Genomic DNA, 16,813 nt, shown 5'->3' on the forward strand with positions numbered 1-16,813 from the left:
AATTGTCCACTCTATAAATAATGAGCGTATATTTGAGGAGGAAAACACATGTCTATGTCTAACAATATCGATACCTCCCCATCCCATACAAACGATTTGTTGTATACATCCCTAGCTAAAAATAAAAAAATCATTGAACAGGCGCTTGGTCACAGTAATGACATCATCATACGTGAAATCACAATTGGTGAATCTACCCCTCATAACATCGCTATCATTTCGATTGATGGCTTGTCAGATAAAACGACAATCTCCGATTCTGTTATTGATAAGCTTATGGCAAATATCGAGGAAGAACAAGACATTGAAATAACGACCATTAATCAATATGTACGAAACTCCTATTTAACAGTTGGGGATGTGTCGAATATCGAGCATTTCACAACACTCTACAATGCCATTCTCAATGGGGAAACGGTTATTTTATTAGATGGGTTTGCAGAAGGGATTGTGACAAGTACCAGAAGTGCTAAGGATCGAGCCGTTACAGAGCCATCGACTGAATCTGTTATTCGAGGTCCTAGGGAGTCCTTTACCGAAACCATACGTACCAATACCGCACTCATCCGTCGCAAAATAAAAAGCCCGAATCTCTGGATAAAGTCACGAGTTATCGGTGATGTGACACAAACAGATGTAGCGGTTATGTATATAAATGGCATTGCCAGTGACAAAATCGTCGCAGAGGTATTAGCCCGATTAGACCGCATTAATATCGATGGCATACTGGAAAGTGGCTATATAGAGGATTTTATTCAAGACTCTAAAAACTCTATGTTTCCAACAGTCTACAATTCAGAACGTCCAGATGTTATTGCTGGTGAATTATTAGATGGCAAAGTGGCGATTCTTGTTGATGGTACTCCCTTTGTCTTAGTAGTACCAGCGTTATTTACATCCTTTTTGCAATCAGCGGAGGATTATTATCAGCATTGGATGATTAGCTCACTTGTACGCATACTTCGCTTTTTTGGCATCGGTCTGGCATTAGTCGCGCCATCCTTATATGTGGCTATAACTACCTTTCACCAGGAAATGCTGCCAACACCAATGTTGATTAGTATTGCTTCACAAAGAGAAGGCGTTCCCTTCCCCGCAGTTGTGGAGGCACTCATTATGGAGATTGCCTTTGAGGTATTAAGGGAGGCTGGGCTTCGTATGCCTAGAACAATCGGCCCAGCGGTGTCTATAGTCGGTACTTTAGTTATTGGTCAGGCGGCAGTTGATGCGGGTGTGGTATCTGCTGTAATGGTCATTATTGTAGCTTTAACAGCAATTTGTAGTTTTCTTTTCCCTGCCTACGGTTTGTCGAATACGATTCGTGTGTTACGTTTCCCATTAATGATTTTAGCAGCTATGTTTGGTTTATTTGGTGTTATGTTCGGTATTATGGTCATTATTCTCCATTTATGTAGTATTCGTTCATTTGGTGTACCTTATTTAAGTCCATTTGCACCGTTAGTTTTAAAGGATCAAAAGGATGCCTTTCTTTTGTTCCCTCGTAGAAAGTTACTAACACGACCTCGTTTAGTTAATCAAAAAAATATTGTTAGAGGACATAAATATGTCAATGTAAAGGGCAGGAAATAACTACTGGATAAATGAGGAATGGAATATGGCAAAAATAAAAGTGATTTGCTTACTATGTATCCTCACTTTACTGTTAAGTGGCTGCTGGAGTAAGCGTGAATTAAATGAATTAGCCATTGTCGTAGCACTGGGTATTGACAAAATAGACGAGGAATATGAGATTACCGTTCAAATTGTTGATCCAAGTGAAATTTCGATGCGACAGGCTTCCACGCAACGCTCTCCTGTCGTTAGCTATCATTCGAGAGGCGAGACCATCTTTGAGGCAATTCGAAAAATGACAACCAATGCTGCCCGAAAACCGTATTTTGCCCATCTTCAAGTGGTTGTTTTAGGGGAAGATCTAGCAAAAGAAGGAATTAGTGATTCACTTGATTTAATTGTAAGGGACCATGAATTTCGTAAGGATTTTGATGTCATTATGTCTCATGAAGCGACAGCGAAGGAAGTGTTAAATGTACTAACACCCATTGAAAAGATACCCGCTAATAAAATGTTAAATTCCCTTGATGTCTCTGAAAAAGCTTGGGGCGCCACAATAGCTGTCAATATAGATGAGTTAGTCAATACATTAACGACTAAGCATAAAGGGGCATTAATTACTGCTATTGAAGTACATGGTGATAAGAAATTAGGTGTAGATCAAACAAATGTGCAACGAGTTAAAACGCCTGTGCTGTTGCAGTATGCAGGATTAGCGGTCTTTAAAGGGGATAAATATATTGGACTATTGACTGAGGGAGAAAGTAAAAGCGTTAGTTTCCTGAATGATAAAATACAGAGTACGATTGAAATCATAGCCTGCCCAAAGAAAGGAACACTATCATCTGAAATCACTCAATCCACAACAAAAGTGAAAGGGTCTTTTGATAACGGAAAGCCGAAAATTGATGTCCGTATTAATGTTGAGCAGAACATAGGAGAGGTCGAATGTGATATCGATCTTACAAAAAATAAATCCATTGATTATGTCAATAAAAAAACAGCTAAGGGCATTGATGAACGAATTCAAAAAACATTGGAGAAAATACAACAGCAATATGAGGTTGATGTGTTTGGTTTCGGTGATGCCTTACATCGTGCAGATCCAAAACAGTGGAAAAAAATTAAGGATGAGTGGGCTTCCATCTTTCCAGATTTGGCGGTAGATGTGCAAGTGAAAGTAACGACACAAGGTTTAGGTACGATGCAAAATTCATTATTAAACAAGCCAAAGGAGGAGTAACGAAATGGTGCTAGCTGTAGCCATCTTTATCATTTCAATGATCCTAGCACTTATTTTTATACCAAAGCTAAAAAAGCAGCATGATTCAAAAACCATTGTCGTATTTTCTATTTTGCTTCTCATCGGAACGGCTTTGAATATGGGAAATGCGCTAAAAATCCATATTCCAAGCCCATTGGATTTGATTACCTTTATCTTTACACCAATTAAAGATTATATTGTGTCATTAACAAAATAGATAGAAGGATAAAAAATGGAGGGTTGCTCGATGGAAAAAGAGATTATTAGTTCAAGACAATTTACAATCATTACATTCCTCTATTCTATCGGAACGGCAATTTTAATTATCCCTTCTAGTATTACGGGTGCCGCTAAGCAAGATGCATGGATTGCCGCCTGCATTGGAGTTGTCCTTAGCCTGCTGGCCGTTAAATTATTTTTAACACTAGCCAACCAAACACCGTCACTTAATTTTGTAGAGGCAAATGAAAAAATTCTTGGTCGTTTTTTTGGAAAAATCACAGCCAGTTGTTTCCTAATCTTAACCTTTCTATCTGCTGGAGAATTACTCTATTTTATCGGTATTTTTATGAAAACCGAAGTCATGCCGGAGACTCCGACATTAGCATTTGCCTTGATGTTTAGTATTATCATTATGTACGCTGCTTATTTAGGCATTGAGACCTTTGCCCGTTCAGCAGAAATTATTTTTCCAGCATTTGTCTTTATTTTTATTTTTTTTATGGTTTGTATTACGCCTCAAATTCATTTTGAGAACATTCAACCCTTATTAGAAGCAACCAAAACATCTATGCTTTATAGTATTGCACGCTTTATGAGTATCTTTTCCTTTCCATTACTGGTGTTATTAATACTGTATCCTGCTGGTGTCAATGTACAGCCATCTGCACAGAAAGGGTTATATTTTGGGACAATCCTCGGTGGCATCGTCTTAATTACGTTGATTGTGCTATCGATTCTTGTTTTAGGACCTGAGAATACGTCATCTAGAACATTTCCTAGCTATGCCTTAGCGCAAAGAATATCGATAGGGAATTTTTTGCAGCGCATTGAAATCATCATGGCCTTTATGTGGATTTCATCCATTTATATTCGCACATTTATGTATTTCTATACGACTGTTGTCGGTCTTGCGCAAATTTTAAAAATCAAGGATCATCGCCCTCTCATATTACCGATGGGTCTAATTGTCATTGGGCTTTCTCAAATTATTCATCCAGACATTGTACATTCAACCAATTACAATAATGAAATTTGGCCAATCTTTTCTTTTATAATCACCATTTTATTACCGATACTTTTATTGATTGTCGCAGTTATACGAAATCGCAAAACCAAAGCTCAAAGTACCGAAACGCCTAATACAGAAACAACGAATGACAATCAAAAAGTCTAATTTCTTTTATGGTGAGAAAAGAAATTAGACTTTTTATTAATTAAATATGATATTCAATTTCATCTACAAAATCCCATTCGTATGGTGTTTCTTGGTAAACATAGTAGTTCAACCAGTTAGAGAATAATAAATGCGTATGGGCACGCCATGTATTCATTGGCTCCTGTGATGGATCATCATTCGGGAAGTAATTCACAGGAACAGCGATATCTATGCCCTTTGCGACATCACGGCTATATTCATCGGCTAATGTTGTCGCATCATACTCCAGATGCCCTGTAATCATAATGTTTTTATTATCTTTTGATTGGACGATGAATACACCTGCATCCTCTGAATAGGATAATAATCGTAAGTCTGGATGATTGCGAACCTCGTCGATCGAAACAGAAGTATAGCGTGAATGTGGAGCGGTAAATAAATCACTGAAGCCACGTACTAAATCCACTGTTAAATCGGTGATTACATGGGAATAGACACCTGAGCATTTAGCTGAAAGTTCTACCTTTCCTATCCCATAATGATGATACAGTGCCGCCTGTGCCCCCCAACAGATATGTAAAACGGATGTCACATTCTTTTTGGACCAGTCCATAATTTCTGAAATTTCCCGCCAATAGTTAACTTCTTCAAAGGCCATTTTTTCTACAGGTGCTCCCGTAATAATCATCCCGTCATAGCGACGGTGACGAATTTGGTTGAACGTTGTGTAAAATAGCTGTAAATGTGATTTACTGACGTTTTTCGACTCATGTGTGGCCGTATTTAAAAAGGTGATATTTACCTGTAGCGGTGTATTCCCTAATAAACGTAGTAATTGAAGCTCCGTTTTTTCTTTTTCAGGCATTAAATTCAATATTAATATGTTTAACGGACGAATTTGCTGTGTTTTCGCACGGTCCTCTTCCATGACGAAGATTTTTTCCTCACGTAAATGTTCTCCAGCTGGTAAATTTTTCGGAATATTAATTGGCATCTTGCGTTCCCCTCTCTTTGATCACTCTCTTTTAGCAAACCTTGCTGACAAATTAAAAAATCCTCCTCATTCCATACGAGATAGAATGAGAAGGATTTTTTCACGTCCACTCTTATCTCTCAAAGGAAAAATCCTTCGCTGGAATTAGCACCTTTCTAACAATTGTTAGAGGTTGCTGAAGCGTCATCGGGCCAAATCCCTCAGCTTCTCTTGATAAGATTATTTAATTACATCGAATTGTAGCATGAATTAGTTAGAATATCAATAATTCATAGAATATTTTGTGATTCAAATGCATGTTCCTCGTTTATTTGATGTACACTAAGCTTGCTATAAGTAGTGTTTCTACATTTAAAATTTATGGTAAACATGCCGTATTTATGTTACCATATAACTTTAGTAACAGAGAGGAACGTGAATACTTTGATTAAAATTGAATTTCCAAAACCTGATGTAGTCATCCGTCAACGTGAACAAGAAGTAAAACCTGGTGATGTGCCTATCACACCATACTTTGGTTTTATTGACTTCCATAAAATCACACGTGATAAAGGCGGCATTTTTTTATTCTATAATGACAAGAATGAGCTATTATTTGTCGGCAAAGCACGTAAAATTCGTCAACGTATTAAAAAGCATTTCGAGGACAATGTATCTCCGATGAAAAATCATCGTGATGAAGTGTTCAAAATTGAGGTCTATGAAGTAGAAGATCCAATGGAACGTGAAATTTACGAAACATATGCGATTAACACTTTCCGCTCCAAATACAATGTAGAGAAAGTCTTTTATTAAGATATCTTGTAAAGAAACCGAAATCTCATTTAATGGGATTTCGGTTTTTGTCTTATATAGAGGTTACGCGATCTATTGGCGTACTCTCGCCGTTTATTCGCAAATCAATCGTGTCTAGCTCAGGATCTTTGGTAATGATTTTATATACATAGGGTTGAGCCTCTTTTCGTTGCTCGCTACCTTCTTTCAGTTGGATGACTTGACTGTTTTCTTCAGCCGCAATACTTGCCAGCACATTCCCTTTCGAATAATAAACAAGATAATACGTAGAGTCATCTTCATACAATAATTGAATCTTATCATTAGCCTCAATTTTTTGTTGAATATTGTCTGGAACGACAGTTAGCTCATGAATCATTAGTGATTTGGTAGGCGTTTTAGCGTTACATGCTCCTAACATTAATAAGCTCATTAAACCTAGCAACACGAATTTTTTCACGTTACTCCCCTTCCCTTATGACTATTCTAAGAAAAAAGCTTTACGCTCCTTAGCAATCCAGTCTTCTAATTCCTGATCATCACGTTTTACCAATCGATTGATAAGGACGTCATGCCAAACATAATCCTCTAACAAATAAATATGGACAGGGTCATTGGTGATAAAGGCCATTTCTTGCGTAGATGGAGAGTGACCATAAATCATTTCCTGACCATCTACCGATAAAATAAACCAATGTGGTGTAGACGTTTTTTTCGTGTAGTGTGTAGCTCTATGCTGGTCAATCGACTCTAGCTGTTCCCCTACATATAGGGTAATACCATGAATAGGAACATGCTGTGCCACTTCTTGAATATCTCCCCTTAAAGTATCATACATATCTTCCCACATCGATAGAATCACTTTTTTCTTGGCTTTTTTTAAAAGTGACTGGCAATAGTTGATGATCGCCTCCTTGCCCTTTAGCATGACTACTTTTGGCTCCACTTCCTGCACTTTTTCCTCTAATTTTTCTAATTTCGCACTCATGGATGTAAAATTCGATTGCCAGCGCTGCTGCATCTGCTGTAAAAACACAGATACAGGCATAGCCGCATAGGTCGTTTGTTCAGCCGTTTCTTCTTTTAGCACAATTCCCTTTTCTACAAGGACGTTTAAAATATCATAAATTCTTGCGCGTGGTATACCAGAATTTTTACTGACCTGATAGGCACTAACATGACTTTGCTGCACAAGTGCCGTATAGGCCTTTGCTTCATATTCTGTAAAGCCCATGTCTTTCAACTGGGCGATTAATTCCTCCATGTAATCCCTCCATTATCTTTATTATAGGCTACTGTTGTGAAGATTTGCCAATGAAAAAATGAGGGTTTACAGCGCAATTAAAATTAGTTACTATTTCAGTAGTAACTAATTTAAAAGAGGTGTATTATGTTTTTTGAAGTCGATGTACATATTCTTATCCTGTTAATTTCATTTGGATTTCTGGCGGCTTTTGTCGACTCTGTAGTGGGAGGGGGCGGTTTAATTTCATTGCCAGCTTTATTGTTTGCTGGTCTCAATCCAGCAGCTGCTGTTGCAACCAATAAACTTGCTGGGACAATGGGCTCACTGACATCTTCCATTTCCTTTTATCGTTCTGGTCAGCTTGAAATACGATCCGTTCTCAAATATTTCCCGCTTGCCTTTGTCGGCTCCTTATTTGGTGCATGGACCGTGCATTTAATCAACCCAGCATTACTAAAGCCATTAATGCTCGTGATGCTGGCAGCCGTTGCGGTTTATACAATTTTCAAAAAGGATTGGGGCGCTGTCTCTAGCGTAAAAACTCTCTCTAGAACCCACTTACTATTATTTATGGGATTATTATTTGGCATTGGTTTTTATGATGGGTTTCTTGGACCTGGTACAGGCTCTTTTTTAATCTTTAGCTTCTTGTTGATAGGCTTTGATTTTTTAAAGGCGGCAGGAAATGCAAAGTTTTTAAATTTGGCAAGTAACGTGGCAGGCCTTTGTATGTTCGCCTACTTAGGTCAAATCCATTTTGTTTATGGCTTCGTGATGGGCATTGCTCAAATTGGTGGCGCTATGCTCGGCTCCCGAATGGCGATCAAAAAAGGAAGCGGTTTTGTTCGTATGCTTTTTATCGTAGTGACAGTGACATTGCTTGCGAAAAATGCCTATGATTTTATGATTCATTAAACACAAAAACGCCACAGACTTGTATCTGCGGCGTTCTTTGATTTAAATCATGAGTTGCTCATTTTTGAATTTATGACTTGTGGCTAAGCTAACGAGAATAAAAATAATGAAGGATACAACAATGGGAATCGTAACCGTGTGCATACCAAAGACGGAAGGATAAAAGCGATCAATCATAATATACAAGGACATGCCTGTAATCATGGACGCCATCGCACCGTATTTATTGGCCTTTTTCCAATACAACCCTAAAACTACTGTCCAGATAAAGACAGCCTCTAGCCCACCAAAAGCAAATAAATTCAACCACACTAATAAATCGGGTGGGTTGAGCGCAAAGATAATAACAGCTAAGCCAATAACCGTGGTCACAACAAAGCTTGCACGTTTAATCTCTGCATCACTAGCTTGTGGCTTCATGTAATTTAAATAAATGTCTTTGACAACCGTGGAGCTGACCAGCATAAGCAGAGCATTGACAGTTGACATGGTAGCAGCCATTGGCGCAGCTAAGACGATCCCCGCTAAAAATGGTGGCAATACCTTTAATGTCAGAAGCGGCATTACTTTATCACCAATCTCAATGCCAGGTAAGACAGGTCGTGCTAATACGCCAATTAAATGCATGCCAAACATGATTGTCCCGATGGCAATCGTACCAATAATGATGGCTAAGTGCATACTTTTAGAATCCTTATAGCTCATGGCACGGACAGCAATTTGCGGAAGCCCTACAACCCCTACGCCAATTAAAATCCAAAATGTCGAAACATACAGTGGTGTTAAATCTCCTTGCGCTCCAAATGGTGACACAAAATTAGGATTTTCAGCGACAAGTGAGGCCATAATATTATCGATGCCACCACCTGCAATAATTGTGCCAATTAATAGAATAATTGTGCCAACGACCATAATCGAACCTTGCACAGTATCCGTTAAAGCAACAGCTCGAAAACCACCAATAATGACATACACTAGCACTGAAATCGCAAAAATAAATAGTGCCGTTGTGTATTTTAGGCCTGTTAATGACTCAATTAAGCGTGCACCACCTACCCATTGCGCCATCATAGCCGAAAATAGAAAAACAATGATACTAATGGCTGATAAAATTACAATGACATGGCTTTTGTAGCGCTCTCGTAAAAAATCGATTAACGTAATAGCTTGGTAACGACGAGCGATAATAGCAAATTTCTTGCCTAAAATCATCAGTACAAAATAACCTGCAGGCAGCTGTGCCATTGCCAATAACACCCAGCCAAGCCCTTTCGTATAGGCCACACCAGGTCCTCCGATAAAGCTGCTCGCACTGCCGTATGTAGCAATCATCGTCATCGCCAGGATAAAACCACCCATTTCACGACCACCAAGAAAATACTCCTGTAAGAAAGAATTAGAGGACCGAATATGCTTATTGGACCAAACACCAATTCCGAAAATAATAATTAAAAATAATAGCAATGGAAATACAACTTGCCAATGCATTAGCGATCCACCTCCTCATCATCAAATGGCACCTCTTTGAAGAAGAGCTTCATTACAACCCAGATGAGTAGGATCATAAAGCCTGTCCCTGCAATACAGCTATAGAAAAACCAAGCAGGGAAACCAAAGACATATGAATAATTTTTGGGGTCTCCCGAACCTAATCCATAGGCAAAGCCAAACCAAATCGCAAAGTTGACAAGGACTAGTCCTATCCCAATAAGCGCCTCTCGATGCGCTATTTTAAAGCGTTGATCTTTCACATGCAATCCCCCTAACCTTCTCTATTTTACTGATATGTTGGTCTGATGGGAAGAGATGCGAAAAAATTAGGGTAAGCTTACAAGAAAAATCTGTCTAAGGAAATCAAAAGTAAGAGCCCTAAGATGAACATGCATTCTTCTAAAAGCTTAGTACGCCACTATTTGAATCAAAAACAATGCATTTTTTTGTGTAAAAATATGGGATATTATTTTACATCCCATATGACATCTAAATGCTTTTCAACACAATCGTTTATGATGATAAAAAATAATAACCTTCGTCACACTAGTTGGACGAAGGTTATTTCCTATTTATAACGGGCGTTGTTCCCAAGGCTGTAGCGTGCCAACGATATTGATAGATCGATCATGCTGAATAGCATCGATGACTCCTTGTGAAATTTCCTTATGTGTAAGCCATCTTGACTGACCGTTTTCCATTATGAAACCTAGCTGGACTTGACGATAGTGAGTGATCTCAAGTAGATGGATTTTATCTTTGATTTCATTTAGATTAGCGCTGCTGCCTAATACATGAAACAGCTTCCATATTCCTGAAATTTCACTAGCTATGCTCTCTAATACAGTTTCAGCATAGGAGTGAATCCAAGCAATGACCAATTCAATGGGTCCATTATGCGCTATCGTTTCTTCTAGCTTCTCTTTTAATAAGGCTATATCAAGATAATCAACTAAAATTGGTGTGACACGTGATGGATTTGATGATTTACTTATGAAACATTCCATTCGATTGGCATTACGTCCAATTACCGAAACGTCATATCCGTTCTTCACTAACCAAAGGGTTGTATCAGCTAACATTCCTGTCCCACCAATAACTAATGCGTGTGCCATTCATTTGTTCCTCACTTTTAATTCTTATTTAAGAGAGACTCATCATACTTAGCAGGTGGAATCGACTAGCCTATGCAATGCCTTTTTATCAATTTTACCAACACTTGTTTTCGGTAGTTGGTCTAAAAAAATGATTTGTTTCGGAATCTTATAACGTCCTAATTGTTGATGACACAGTTCGTTAAGTTCATCTAAGATAGTCGCTACTTGATGACAACAAACAATAAATGCGGTTACAATCTCACCCCAATAATCGTCTGCTACCCCAATCACGGCAACCTCCTGTACGTCTGGATGCTGCAGCATACATTGCTCCACTTCCTGAGGGTAGACATTTTCACCACCGGAGATAATCATCTCTTTTCTACGACCGACGATATAAAAATCACCATCCTCATCCATCGTCGCCAAATCACCTGTTTTTAACCAGCCGTCTTGTAGGATATTGGCGGTTTCTTGCTTGTTATTCCAATAAAAACGGAACATATGCTTACCTCTTACCAGAAGCTCGCCCACTTCACGAGGTGCACAGCTTTGCCCAGCTTGATTAATGATTTTCGCTTCATTAAACTGCATGCTTTTCCCAACAGCCCCTTTTTTCGCGTAAGCATCTTCTCTCGCAATATAAAAGTTATTAGGTCCCGCCTCTGTTAAGCCATAGCCCTCCTTAAAGAATAACCCCTTTTTATGAAAGACATCATAAATGGGATGTGGGCATGGGGCACCGCCAGATAAAAATACGTTCATCGAGGGGAAATGATTTTCTCGAAAGTATTCCGTAGCAATCATCGCTTGATACATCGTTGGGACAAAAAGGGAAATTGTCGTTTGATATTGATTCGTTGCCCGCAGTGCGGCTTCCGCTTCAAACTTATCGCCAATGATGACGGTTCCTCCCACCATAAGAAGAGGTATGCATAAAGCATTTAAGCCACCTGTATGAAACATCGGCATATAATTTAATGTCCGATCTTTCTCCTGTAAACCCCAGCTAATAATTGTATTGATTGCGTTCCAATTGACCGACTGAAAGGATAGCACAACACCCTTTGGACGACCTGTTGTGCCTCCGGTATAAATCATTAGCCATGGATCATTCAAGTCCACGTCTTGCCTACTTGGTAGCGTTGCCTTCTCGTGCTTAATGAGATGAAGTGGAAACATTTTTTCTACCACCAAAGAACAATGACTCTCTTCTTCATACAAGAGAATGGAAGGGGTCGCATCCTCCAAAATTTGTATTAATTCCTCTCTACTTAATCGCCAGTTTAATGGCACATAAATAAGCCCTCGTAGCCCACAGGCAAATAAAATAGCAAAAAGTTGGATATGATTTCTCGCAAAAACTGCGACTCTACTGCCTTTTTTTAGCTGCTGACGCTCGAAAAATTGACTCCATTTGCCGATTTCCTCTGATAATTGCTGATAGGTCCATTGCTCCTCTGACGCTAGATTAATCAAGGCGATGTGATGAGGCGTTAAGGCGGCACGTTTTAAAATCCATTCTTGCTCAACAAACATCTTGACACCCCCATCACATCATAATGGCGCCATCTACATGAAGCGTATGACCATGAACATACGATGCCTCATCAGATGCTAAAAACAAATAGGCATTGGCTATATCCCGTGGGGTTCCTAAACGTTGTAACGGCACGATTGCCCGCATTTGAGCCAAAATATTTTCAGGCATCTTTTTGACCATAGCTGTTTCTGTAAAGCCAGGTGCCACTGCATTGACATTGATGCCTTTACGCCCTAATTCCTTTGCCCATGTTTTGGTCATCCCTACAATGGCAGCTTTCGTCGCTGCATAATTCGTTTGACCAACATTGCCATAGACCCCACTAACCGATGATGTATTAATGATTTTGCCACCTCCAGCTGCCACCATATGGGGAATGACCTCCTGTGTGCAATGAAAAACGCCTGTCAAATTGACATCTAACACCTGCTGAAATTGGTCATCTGTCATCTTTGTTAGCATTGCATCTCTTGTAATACCTGCATTATTCACTAAAATATCAATGCGTCCAGCCTGTTCGATCACTGCTGTCACCAGCTGGTTAACACTCTCTCTACTTGCCACATCCACCTGTATAAATATAGCGTTTCCTCCTAATTGTTGAGCTGCGAGATTCCCTGCCTTCTCATCGAAATCAGCGATAAACACCCATGCCCCTTCTTCGATGAAACGCTCGGCAGCCGCATAGCCGATGCCATTGGCTGCACCTGTAATAATGGCTACTTTATTGTTTAAACGCATACTGTCTTCCTCCAATTTCTAAAAAAGCCTCGATTTCAGCTGTTAATTGTGCTAAATCATCCATCAATGGTGAATGCCCACAATCTTTTAAGCTAACAAACTGTGCCGTTTTGCCTAAGTCTTGCAGTAATTCCGCATTCATTTCCTCTGTAATAACTAAGTCACGATCCCCTCTCAGTACTAAAATCGGTATCTGGAGTAGGAGAGCTTCGTGTGACCCTTTTGTCACATCATTGTCAACAGCACTTATATTAAATGTATTGAGTGCATGATACACCTCTGCTAAGTTGCGCTGTGTTAGCATATCCTCTATATATTCTTGGTATTTTTCCTCGTTTGGTTGCTGATGGGTATAAATTAAAGCATTCCATATCGACCGTAAACCTTCGCCGTTTTTTGTGTCATAAAAGCCTTGGATAAGCTTGGTTTTAGATGTATCCACAAGTACATCTTCATAGTTATAGGCTCGCTTAAAGCAGGCTGGATCGCCTGTTCCTAAATCCGTATAAAATGGATAGCCACGTGTAGAAGCGGAGGCCAGTAAGATTAATTGCTGGCAATAACCTGGATAATTGGCTGCAAACTGCATACAAACAGCTCCGCCAGTTGACCAGCCAATCATGTCAAAGCTTTGCAATTGCATCGCATCCACAAATAGCTTAACATCATCACTAAAATCTTTAATGGTATAGATTGGCTGATGATAGGATGAACCTCCAAAGCCTCGTAAATCGATTGCATAGATGGTGTATTTATCATCTAAAGCATCTATCAGCACATCCCAATGCTTAGAGGAAGTCATATTGCCATGAACCAACACTAAAGGATGACTTCCTCCAGCTCTTTTGCGATATGCCATCGTCTCACCATTTGCTAGTTGAATTGTTTGTAACATACCATTTCCCCCTTATCCCCAACGTATTGTGATAGCCCCCCAAACATAGCCAATGCCTGCACTCACTAGCGTCACAAGAGCACCTGCTTGAATACGATTTTGCTCCTGAGCTAGCTGTAAGGACAATATTTGATCGATTTGCCCAATATGTCCATAGTCTTGTAAGTAAATAGACTGTTCCTGCTGTAAGCCAAGCTCTGCTAAAATATAATCATGTGCAGACCTTTTCATATGCAGCATCGCTAAGTAGTCGAGCTGTTCTTCACTGTATCCACTTTTCGCTAGAGAACAGCGAATAACCTTCAAAAAATGGCTTAATGATTTTTGTTCTAACCTCTCCTTCATCCCAATCGGGTCCAAAACGTCAAGCTGATATAAATTTTCTGTTAAATGGAATGGTGTTAACGGTGTTTTCGTACCTCCAACTGGTACAACTACATCCTCTGAGAAAGAACCATCTGTTATAATTTCCGCCTCTAAAAGCTGATTTTTTTCATAGTTTTTTTGTAGCAATATGGCACCTCCACCAGCCGCCAAATTGTACATAAAGCGCGTTCGTGGATTGCTGTAATCGATAAAATCCACATTGCGATAGCCACCTGCTAAAAGAATGGTATGAATTGTGTCATCTGATGCCATTAAACTTTTCGCTACTTTCAATGCCATGATCGTCGTGCCACAGCGCAATTGCACATCAAATGCCCATGCATTAACCGCACCAAGCTCCTCTTGCATTTTGATGGAGGCTGTCCATAGTGGGTATTCCTTATGCTCTTCACCCATATAGATGATCACATCAATATCTTTCGGGTCCAGATTTGCTTTTTTTATCGCATCCTGTGCTGCCCATATGCCCATTTGCACGGTATGATCATGCTCACCAGGGATTGGCTTTTCATGAATACCCATTTTTTGACGGATAATGTCCTCTGGAATATTTGAAAGAGCAGCAATGTCCTGCGAAGTCATTTTATTTTGAGGTAGATAGATACCTGTACTGACAATACCAACAGTCATTCAAATCGCTCCTTTTCCTGGGGCAGAGCTACGGGCTTTTTTCTTTGCTTTAGCTTTGCTCGCCATTTCCAAAACAGCAGTCTTAGTGAGCCAATAATACCTTTCGGGAAAAAGATAACGGCTAAAATATAGAGAATCCCAAAGAAGATAATCCAGCGTTCAAAAATAGGGTAATCTCGTGCTAGCCCTGATAATGCATGCTGTGCATATTCAATCACTGCTGCCCCTAGTAATGGCCCTACTAAAGTGCCGACTCCACCAATAATCGTCATTAATAGCGCATCGAGTGTAATATCCATCGCCATCACACTTGTGTTAACAAAGCGTAAAGAAATCGCATATAAGGAGCCTGCAAAGCTCGCAACAATGCCTGCAACAACGGAGGCAACCACTTTATAGTGCAAGGTATTAAAGCCTAATGATTTCGTCCGTTGTTCATTTTCCCGAACAGCAATTAGTAGTCGACCTGTCGGCGAGTTAACAAAACGGTGGAGCGCTAAAAAGATGACAACTAAGCTTGCTAACACAAAGAAATAGAAGGTCATCCGATCTCTAAAAATATCTGGTGCTCGAAAAGTAAAGCCATCATTGCCATACGTGACAGAGCGCCACTTTTCAGCTACTACTAAAAATAACCCCGAGAAGGCTAGTGTGAGCATCGCAAAAAAATGACTTTTCAAGCGCAAGGTTAATAAACCTACTAAAAAACTAACAAAGCCTGCTATTACCATGCCTATCACGATGGACAGCACAAAGATGAATAGTGTGTTCTCCATTTGCTTGAGCATGACTGCTGTCGTGTAAGCGCCAATACCAAAAAACATAGCGTGTCCAAAGGAAACGATTCCTGTATAACCGAGCAAAATATCATAGCTCATCGCCAGTATGCCAAAAATGAAAATTTGTGTCAGTAAAATAAGCAGCGTCCTTGAATCATTGACAAAAGGGAGCACGATAAAAATCGCCAATAACAGGAAAAAAGCGATAGAGCGTAAGGACATTTTCTTGTTCATGATGTTCGCTCCTTTCGCATCGTAAACAGCCCCTGTGGACGGAAAATTAAAACGATGGCCATTAAAATCATATTGACTGCTAGTGACAGCACAGGCACATAATAAGCCATAAAGCTACCTGCTAGCCCTACTAAAATAGCAGCCAACAATGAGCCTGAAAAACTACCCATTCCGCCAATGACGACGACAATAAATCCTAAAATGGCGTACTCCATGCCCATCTCCGCATAGATGACGCCCGAATACGGAGCCATCAACATTCCACTAAGTGCCGCAAGAGCCGCACCCACCATAAAGACATATAGAAATACACGCTTAATATGAATACCAAGAGCCTGTGCCATTTCCTTATCCTGCACACCAGCTCGAACGATCAACCCAATCTTCGTGCGTTTCAGCATATATTGAAAAACACCAAAAATCACAAACCCTATAACAATAATAAATAGGCGATATTTGATGATAATCACGTCACCAAATTCCCAGCTTCCCGCTAAATAGCTCGGCGTTTTCACGGCCACACCATTTGGACCAAAAATCACCTTGATGAATTCCTGCAAAACGAGCATAAGCCCTAACGTAATTAAAATTTGCTGAATATGATTGCCGTAAACAGGCGTAATAATCAATTTCTCTGTAAGCAGTCCAAGTAACGCGCCCGTCACAAGCGCACCTATAATTCCTACGATAAAGCTTTCTGTCCACATATAGGTAAAGATTCCCGCATAGGCTCCCCAAACAAATAATCCACCATGTGCAAAATTCAACACATCCATTAAGCCAAAAATTAACGTCAAACCTGCCGCCAGCAGAAAGATCAGCATCCCTGTTGCTAAGCCATTAATGAGTAAATTGATGAAAAGCTCCAATGAT

At 39.7% G+C, this 16,813-nt stretch carries 18 protein-coding genes and 1 riboswitch; of the genes, 6 read left to right on the forward strand and 12 right to left on the reverse strand.

Going from position 1 to position 16,813, the window contains the following annotated elements:
• The first annotated feature begins 48 nt into the window (after positions 1-48).
• Genes CRI88_RS12740 through CRI88_RS12755 form a run of 4 tightly spaced genes read left to right on the forward strand, consistent with a single transcriptional unit; the run spans position 49 to position 4,232 of the window.
• The gene (locus tag CRI88_RS12740; RefSeq protein WP_036117608.1) at positions 49-1,590 is read left to right on the forward strand and encodes a spore germination protein; all 1,542 of its coding nucleotides are present in this window, start codon (positions 49-51) and stop codon (positions 1,588-1,590) included.
• A gap of 25 nt (positions 1,591-1,615) precedes the next feature.
• Entirely contained in the window at positions 1,616-2,815 is a 1,200-nt protein-coding gene (locus tag CRI88_RS12745) for a Ger(x)C family spore germination protein (RefSeq protein WP_101966699.1), read from the forward strand.
• Between the two features lie 4 nt (positions 2,816-2,819).
• Positions 2,820-3,053 carry a hypothetical protein gene (locus tag CRI88_RS12750; protein ID WP_036117602.1) on the forward strand — a complete coding sequence of 78 codons (234 nt, stop codon included), beginning with the start codon at positions 2,820-2,822 and terminating at the stop codon, positions 3,051-3,053.
• A gap of 30 nt (positions 3,054-3,083) precedes the next feature.
• A complete protein-coding gene (locus CRI88_RS12755; protein ID WP_089932808.1) occupies positions 3,084-4,232 on the forward strand; it encodes a GerAB/ArcD/ProY family transporter in 1,149 nt (382 codons plus the stop codon).
• A gap of 40 nt (positions 4,233-4,272) precedes the next feature.
• On the opposite strand, the gene metA is transcribed toward CRI88_RS12755, so the two are convergent.
• Complete coding sequence (gene metA / locus CRI88_RS12760) at positions 4,273-5,208, reverse strand: homoserine O-acetyltransferase MetA (RefSeq protein WP_036117598.1); 936 nt, start codon at positions 5,206-5,208, stop codon at positions 4,273-4,275.
• A gap of 109 nt (positions 5,209-5,317) precedes the next feature.
• Positions 5,318-5,428, reverse strand: a riboswitch (SAM riboswitch).
• A gap of 149 nt (positions 5,429-5,577) precedes the next feature.
• Between metA and CRI88_RS12765 the strand changes: the two genes are divergently transcribed.
• Positions 5,578-6,003, forward strand: a complete 426-nt coding sequence (locus CRI88_RS12765) for a nucleotide excision repair endonuclease (RefSeq protein ID WP_170829836.1) — start codon at positions 5,578-5,580, stop codon at positions 6,001-6,003.
• Positions 6,004-6,055: 52 nt separating this feature from the next.
• Here the strand turns inward: CRI88_RS12765 and CRI88_RS12770 are convergent, their stop codons facing one another.
• Positions 6,056-6,442, reverse strand: a complete 387-nt coding sequence (locus CRI88_RS12770; RefSeq protein ID WP_036117593.1) for a hypothetical protein — start codon at positions 6,440-6,442, stop codon at positions 6,056-6,058.
• A 21-nt stretch (positions 6,443-6,463) separates the two neighbouring features.
• Entirely contained in the window at positions 6,464-7,246 is a 783-nt protein-coding gene (locus CRI88_RS12775) for a TrmB family transcriptional regulator (RefSeq protein WP_036117590.1), read from the reverse strand.
• A 126-nt stretch (positions 7,247-7,372) separates the two neighbouring features.
• On the opposite strand from CRI88_RS12775, the gene CRI88_RS12780 reads away from it, so the two are divergent.
• On the forward strand, positions 7,373-8,143 hold the full coding sequence (locus CRI88_RS12780) for a TSUP family transporter (RefSeq protein ID WP_036117587.1): 771 nt from the start codon (positions 7,373-7,375) through the stop codon (positions 8,141-8,143).
• A gap of 42 nt (positions 8,144-8,185) precedes the next feature.
• On the opposite strand, the gene panF is transcribed toward CRI88_RS12780, so the two are convergent.
• From panF to CRI88_RS12825, 9 genes are all read right to left on the reverse strand, one after another.
• Positions 8,186-9,631, reverse strand: coding sequence for a sodium/pantothenate symporter (gene panF / locus CRI88_RS12785; protein ID WP_101966700.1), 1,446 nt, complete (start codon positions 9,629-9,631; stop codon positions 8,186-8,188).
• Entirely contained in the window at positions 9,631-9,894 is a 264-nt protein-coding gene (locus tag CRI88_RS12790; protein WP_101966701.1) for a YhdT family protein, read from the reverse strand. Before CRI88_RS12790 ends, panF begins: the two co-directional genes overlap by 1 nt.
• 312 nt (positions 9,895-10,206) lie before the next feature.
• The gene (locus tag CRI88_RS12795; protein WP_101966702.1) at positions 10,207-10,749 is read right to left on the reverse strand and encodes a short-chain dehydrogenase; all 543 of its coding nucleotides are present in this window, start codon (positions 10,747-10,749) and stop codon (positions 10,207-10,209) included.
• A 48-nt stretch (positions 10,750-10,797) separates the two neighbouring features.
• Entirely contained in the window at positions 10,798-12,270 is a 1,473-nt protein-coding gene (locus CRI88_RS12800) for a class I adenylate-forming enzyme family protein (protein ID WP_101966703.1), read from the reverse strand.
• Positions 12,271-12,283: 13 nt separating this feature from the next.
• Positions 12,284-13,015, reverse strand: coding sequence for a 3-oxoacyl-ACP reductase FabG (gene fabG / locus CRI88_RS12805; protein WP_101966704.1), 732 nt, complete (start codon positions 13,013-13,015; stop codon positions 12,284-12,286).
• Complete coding sequence (gene phaZ, locus CRI88_RS12810; protein WP_058843536.1) at positions 12,999-13,910, reverse strand: intracellular short-chain-length polyhydroxyalkanoate depolymerase; 912 nt, start codon at positions 13,908-13,910, stop codon at positions 12,999-13,001. Before phaZ ends, fabG begins: the two co-directional genes overlap by 17 nt.
• A 12-nt stretch (positions 13,911-13,922) precedes the next feature.
• Positions 13,923-14,927, reverse strand: a complete 1,005-nt coding sequence (locus tag CRI88_RS12815) for a 3-oxoacyl-ACP synthase (protein WP_036117689.1) — start codon at positions 14,925-14,927, stop codon at positions 13,923-13,925.
• On the reverse strand, positions 14,924-15,940 hold the full coding sequence (locus CRI88_RS12820) for a branched-chain amino acid ABC transporter permease (protein ID WP_101966705.1): 1,017 nt from the start codon (positions 15,938-15,940) through the stop codon (positions 14,924-14,926). The genes CRI88_RS12815 and CRI88_RS12820 overlap by 4 nt, the downstream gene beginning before the upstream one ends.
• Entirely contained in the window at positions 15,937-16,809 is an 873-nt protein-coding gene (locus CRI88_RS12825; protein ID WP_101966706.1) for a branched-chain amino acid ABC transporter permease, read from the reverse strand. Before CRI88_RS12825 ends, CRI88_RS12820 begins: the two co-directional genes overlap by 4 nt.
• Positions 16,810-16,813: the final 4 nt, after the last annotated feature.

This window comes from Lysinibacillus fusiformis (assembly GCF_002845985.1).
GTDB classification, from domain to species: Bacteria; Bacillota; Bacilli; order Bacillales_A; family Planococcaceae; genus Lysinibacillus; species Lysinibacillus fusiformis_D.

Excerpts from the sequence above, each read along its gene's own strand:
- CRI88_RS12740 (WP_036117608.1), top strand. The coding sequence starts at position 49 with ATGTCTATGTCTAACAATATCGATACCTCCCCATCCCATACAAACGAT.
- CRI88_RS12745 (WP_101966699.1), top strand. The coding sequence starts at position 1,616 with ATGGCAAAAATAAAAGTGATTTGCTTACTATGTATCCTCACTTTACTG.
- CRI88_RS12750 (WP_036117602.1), top strand. The coding sequence starts at position 2,820 with ATGGTGCTAGCTGTAGCCATCTTTATCATTTCAATGATCCTAGCACTT.
- CRI88_RS12755 (WP_089932808.1), top strand. The coding sequence starts at position 3,084 with ATGGAAAAAGAGATTATTAGTTCAAGACAATTTACAATCATTACATTC.
- metA (WP_036117598.1), bottom strand. The coding sequence starts at position 5,208 with ATGCCAATTAATATTCCGAAAAATTTACCAGCTGGAGAACATTTACGT.
- CRI88_RS12765 (WP_170829836.1), top strand. The coding sequence starts at position 5,578 with ATGCCGTATTTATGTTACCATATAACTTTAGTAACAGAGAGGAACGTG.
- CRI88_RS12775 (WP_036117590.1), bottom strand. The coding sequence starts at position 7,246 with ATGGAGGAATTAATCGCCCAGTTGAAAGACATGGGCTTTACAGAATAT.
- CRI88_RS12780 (WP_036117587.1), top strand. The coding sequence starts at position 7,373 with ATGTTTTTTGAAGTCGATGTACATATTCTTATCCTGTTAATTTCATTT.
- panF (WP_101966700.1), bottom strand. The coding sequence starts at position 9,631 with ATGCATTGGCAAGTTGTATTTCCATTGCTATTATTTTTAATTATTATT.
- CRI88_RS12795 (WP_101966702.1), bottom strand. The coding sequence starts at position 10,749 with ATGGCACACGCATTAGTTATTGGTGGGACAGGAATGTTAGCTGATACA.
- CRI88_RS12800 (WP_101966703.1), bottom strand. The coding sequence starts at position 12,270 with ATGTTTGTTGAGCAAGAATGGATTTTAAAACGTGCCGCCTTAACGCCT.
- fabG (WP_101966704.1), bottom strand. The coding sequence starts at position 13,015 with ATGCGTTTAAACAATAAAGTAGCCATTATTACAGGTGCAGCCAATGGC.
- phaZ (WP_058843536.1), bottom strand. The coding sequence starts at position 13,910 with ATGTTACAAACAATTCAACTAGCAAATGGTGAGACGATGGCATATCGC.
- CRI88_RS12815 (WP_036117689.1), bottom strand. The coding sequence starts at position 14,927 with ATGACTGTTGGTATTGTCAGTACAGGTATCTATCTACCTCAAAATAAA.
- CRI88_RS12820 (WP_101966705.1), bottom strand. The coding sequence starts at position 15,940 with ATGAACAAGAAAATGTCCTTACGCTCTATCGCTTTTTTCCTGTTATTG.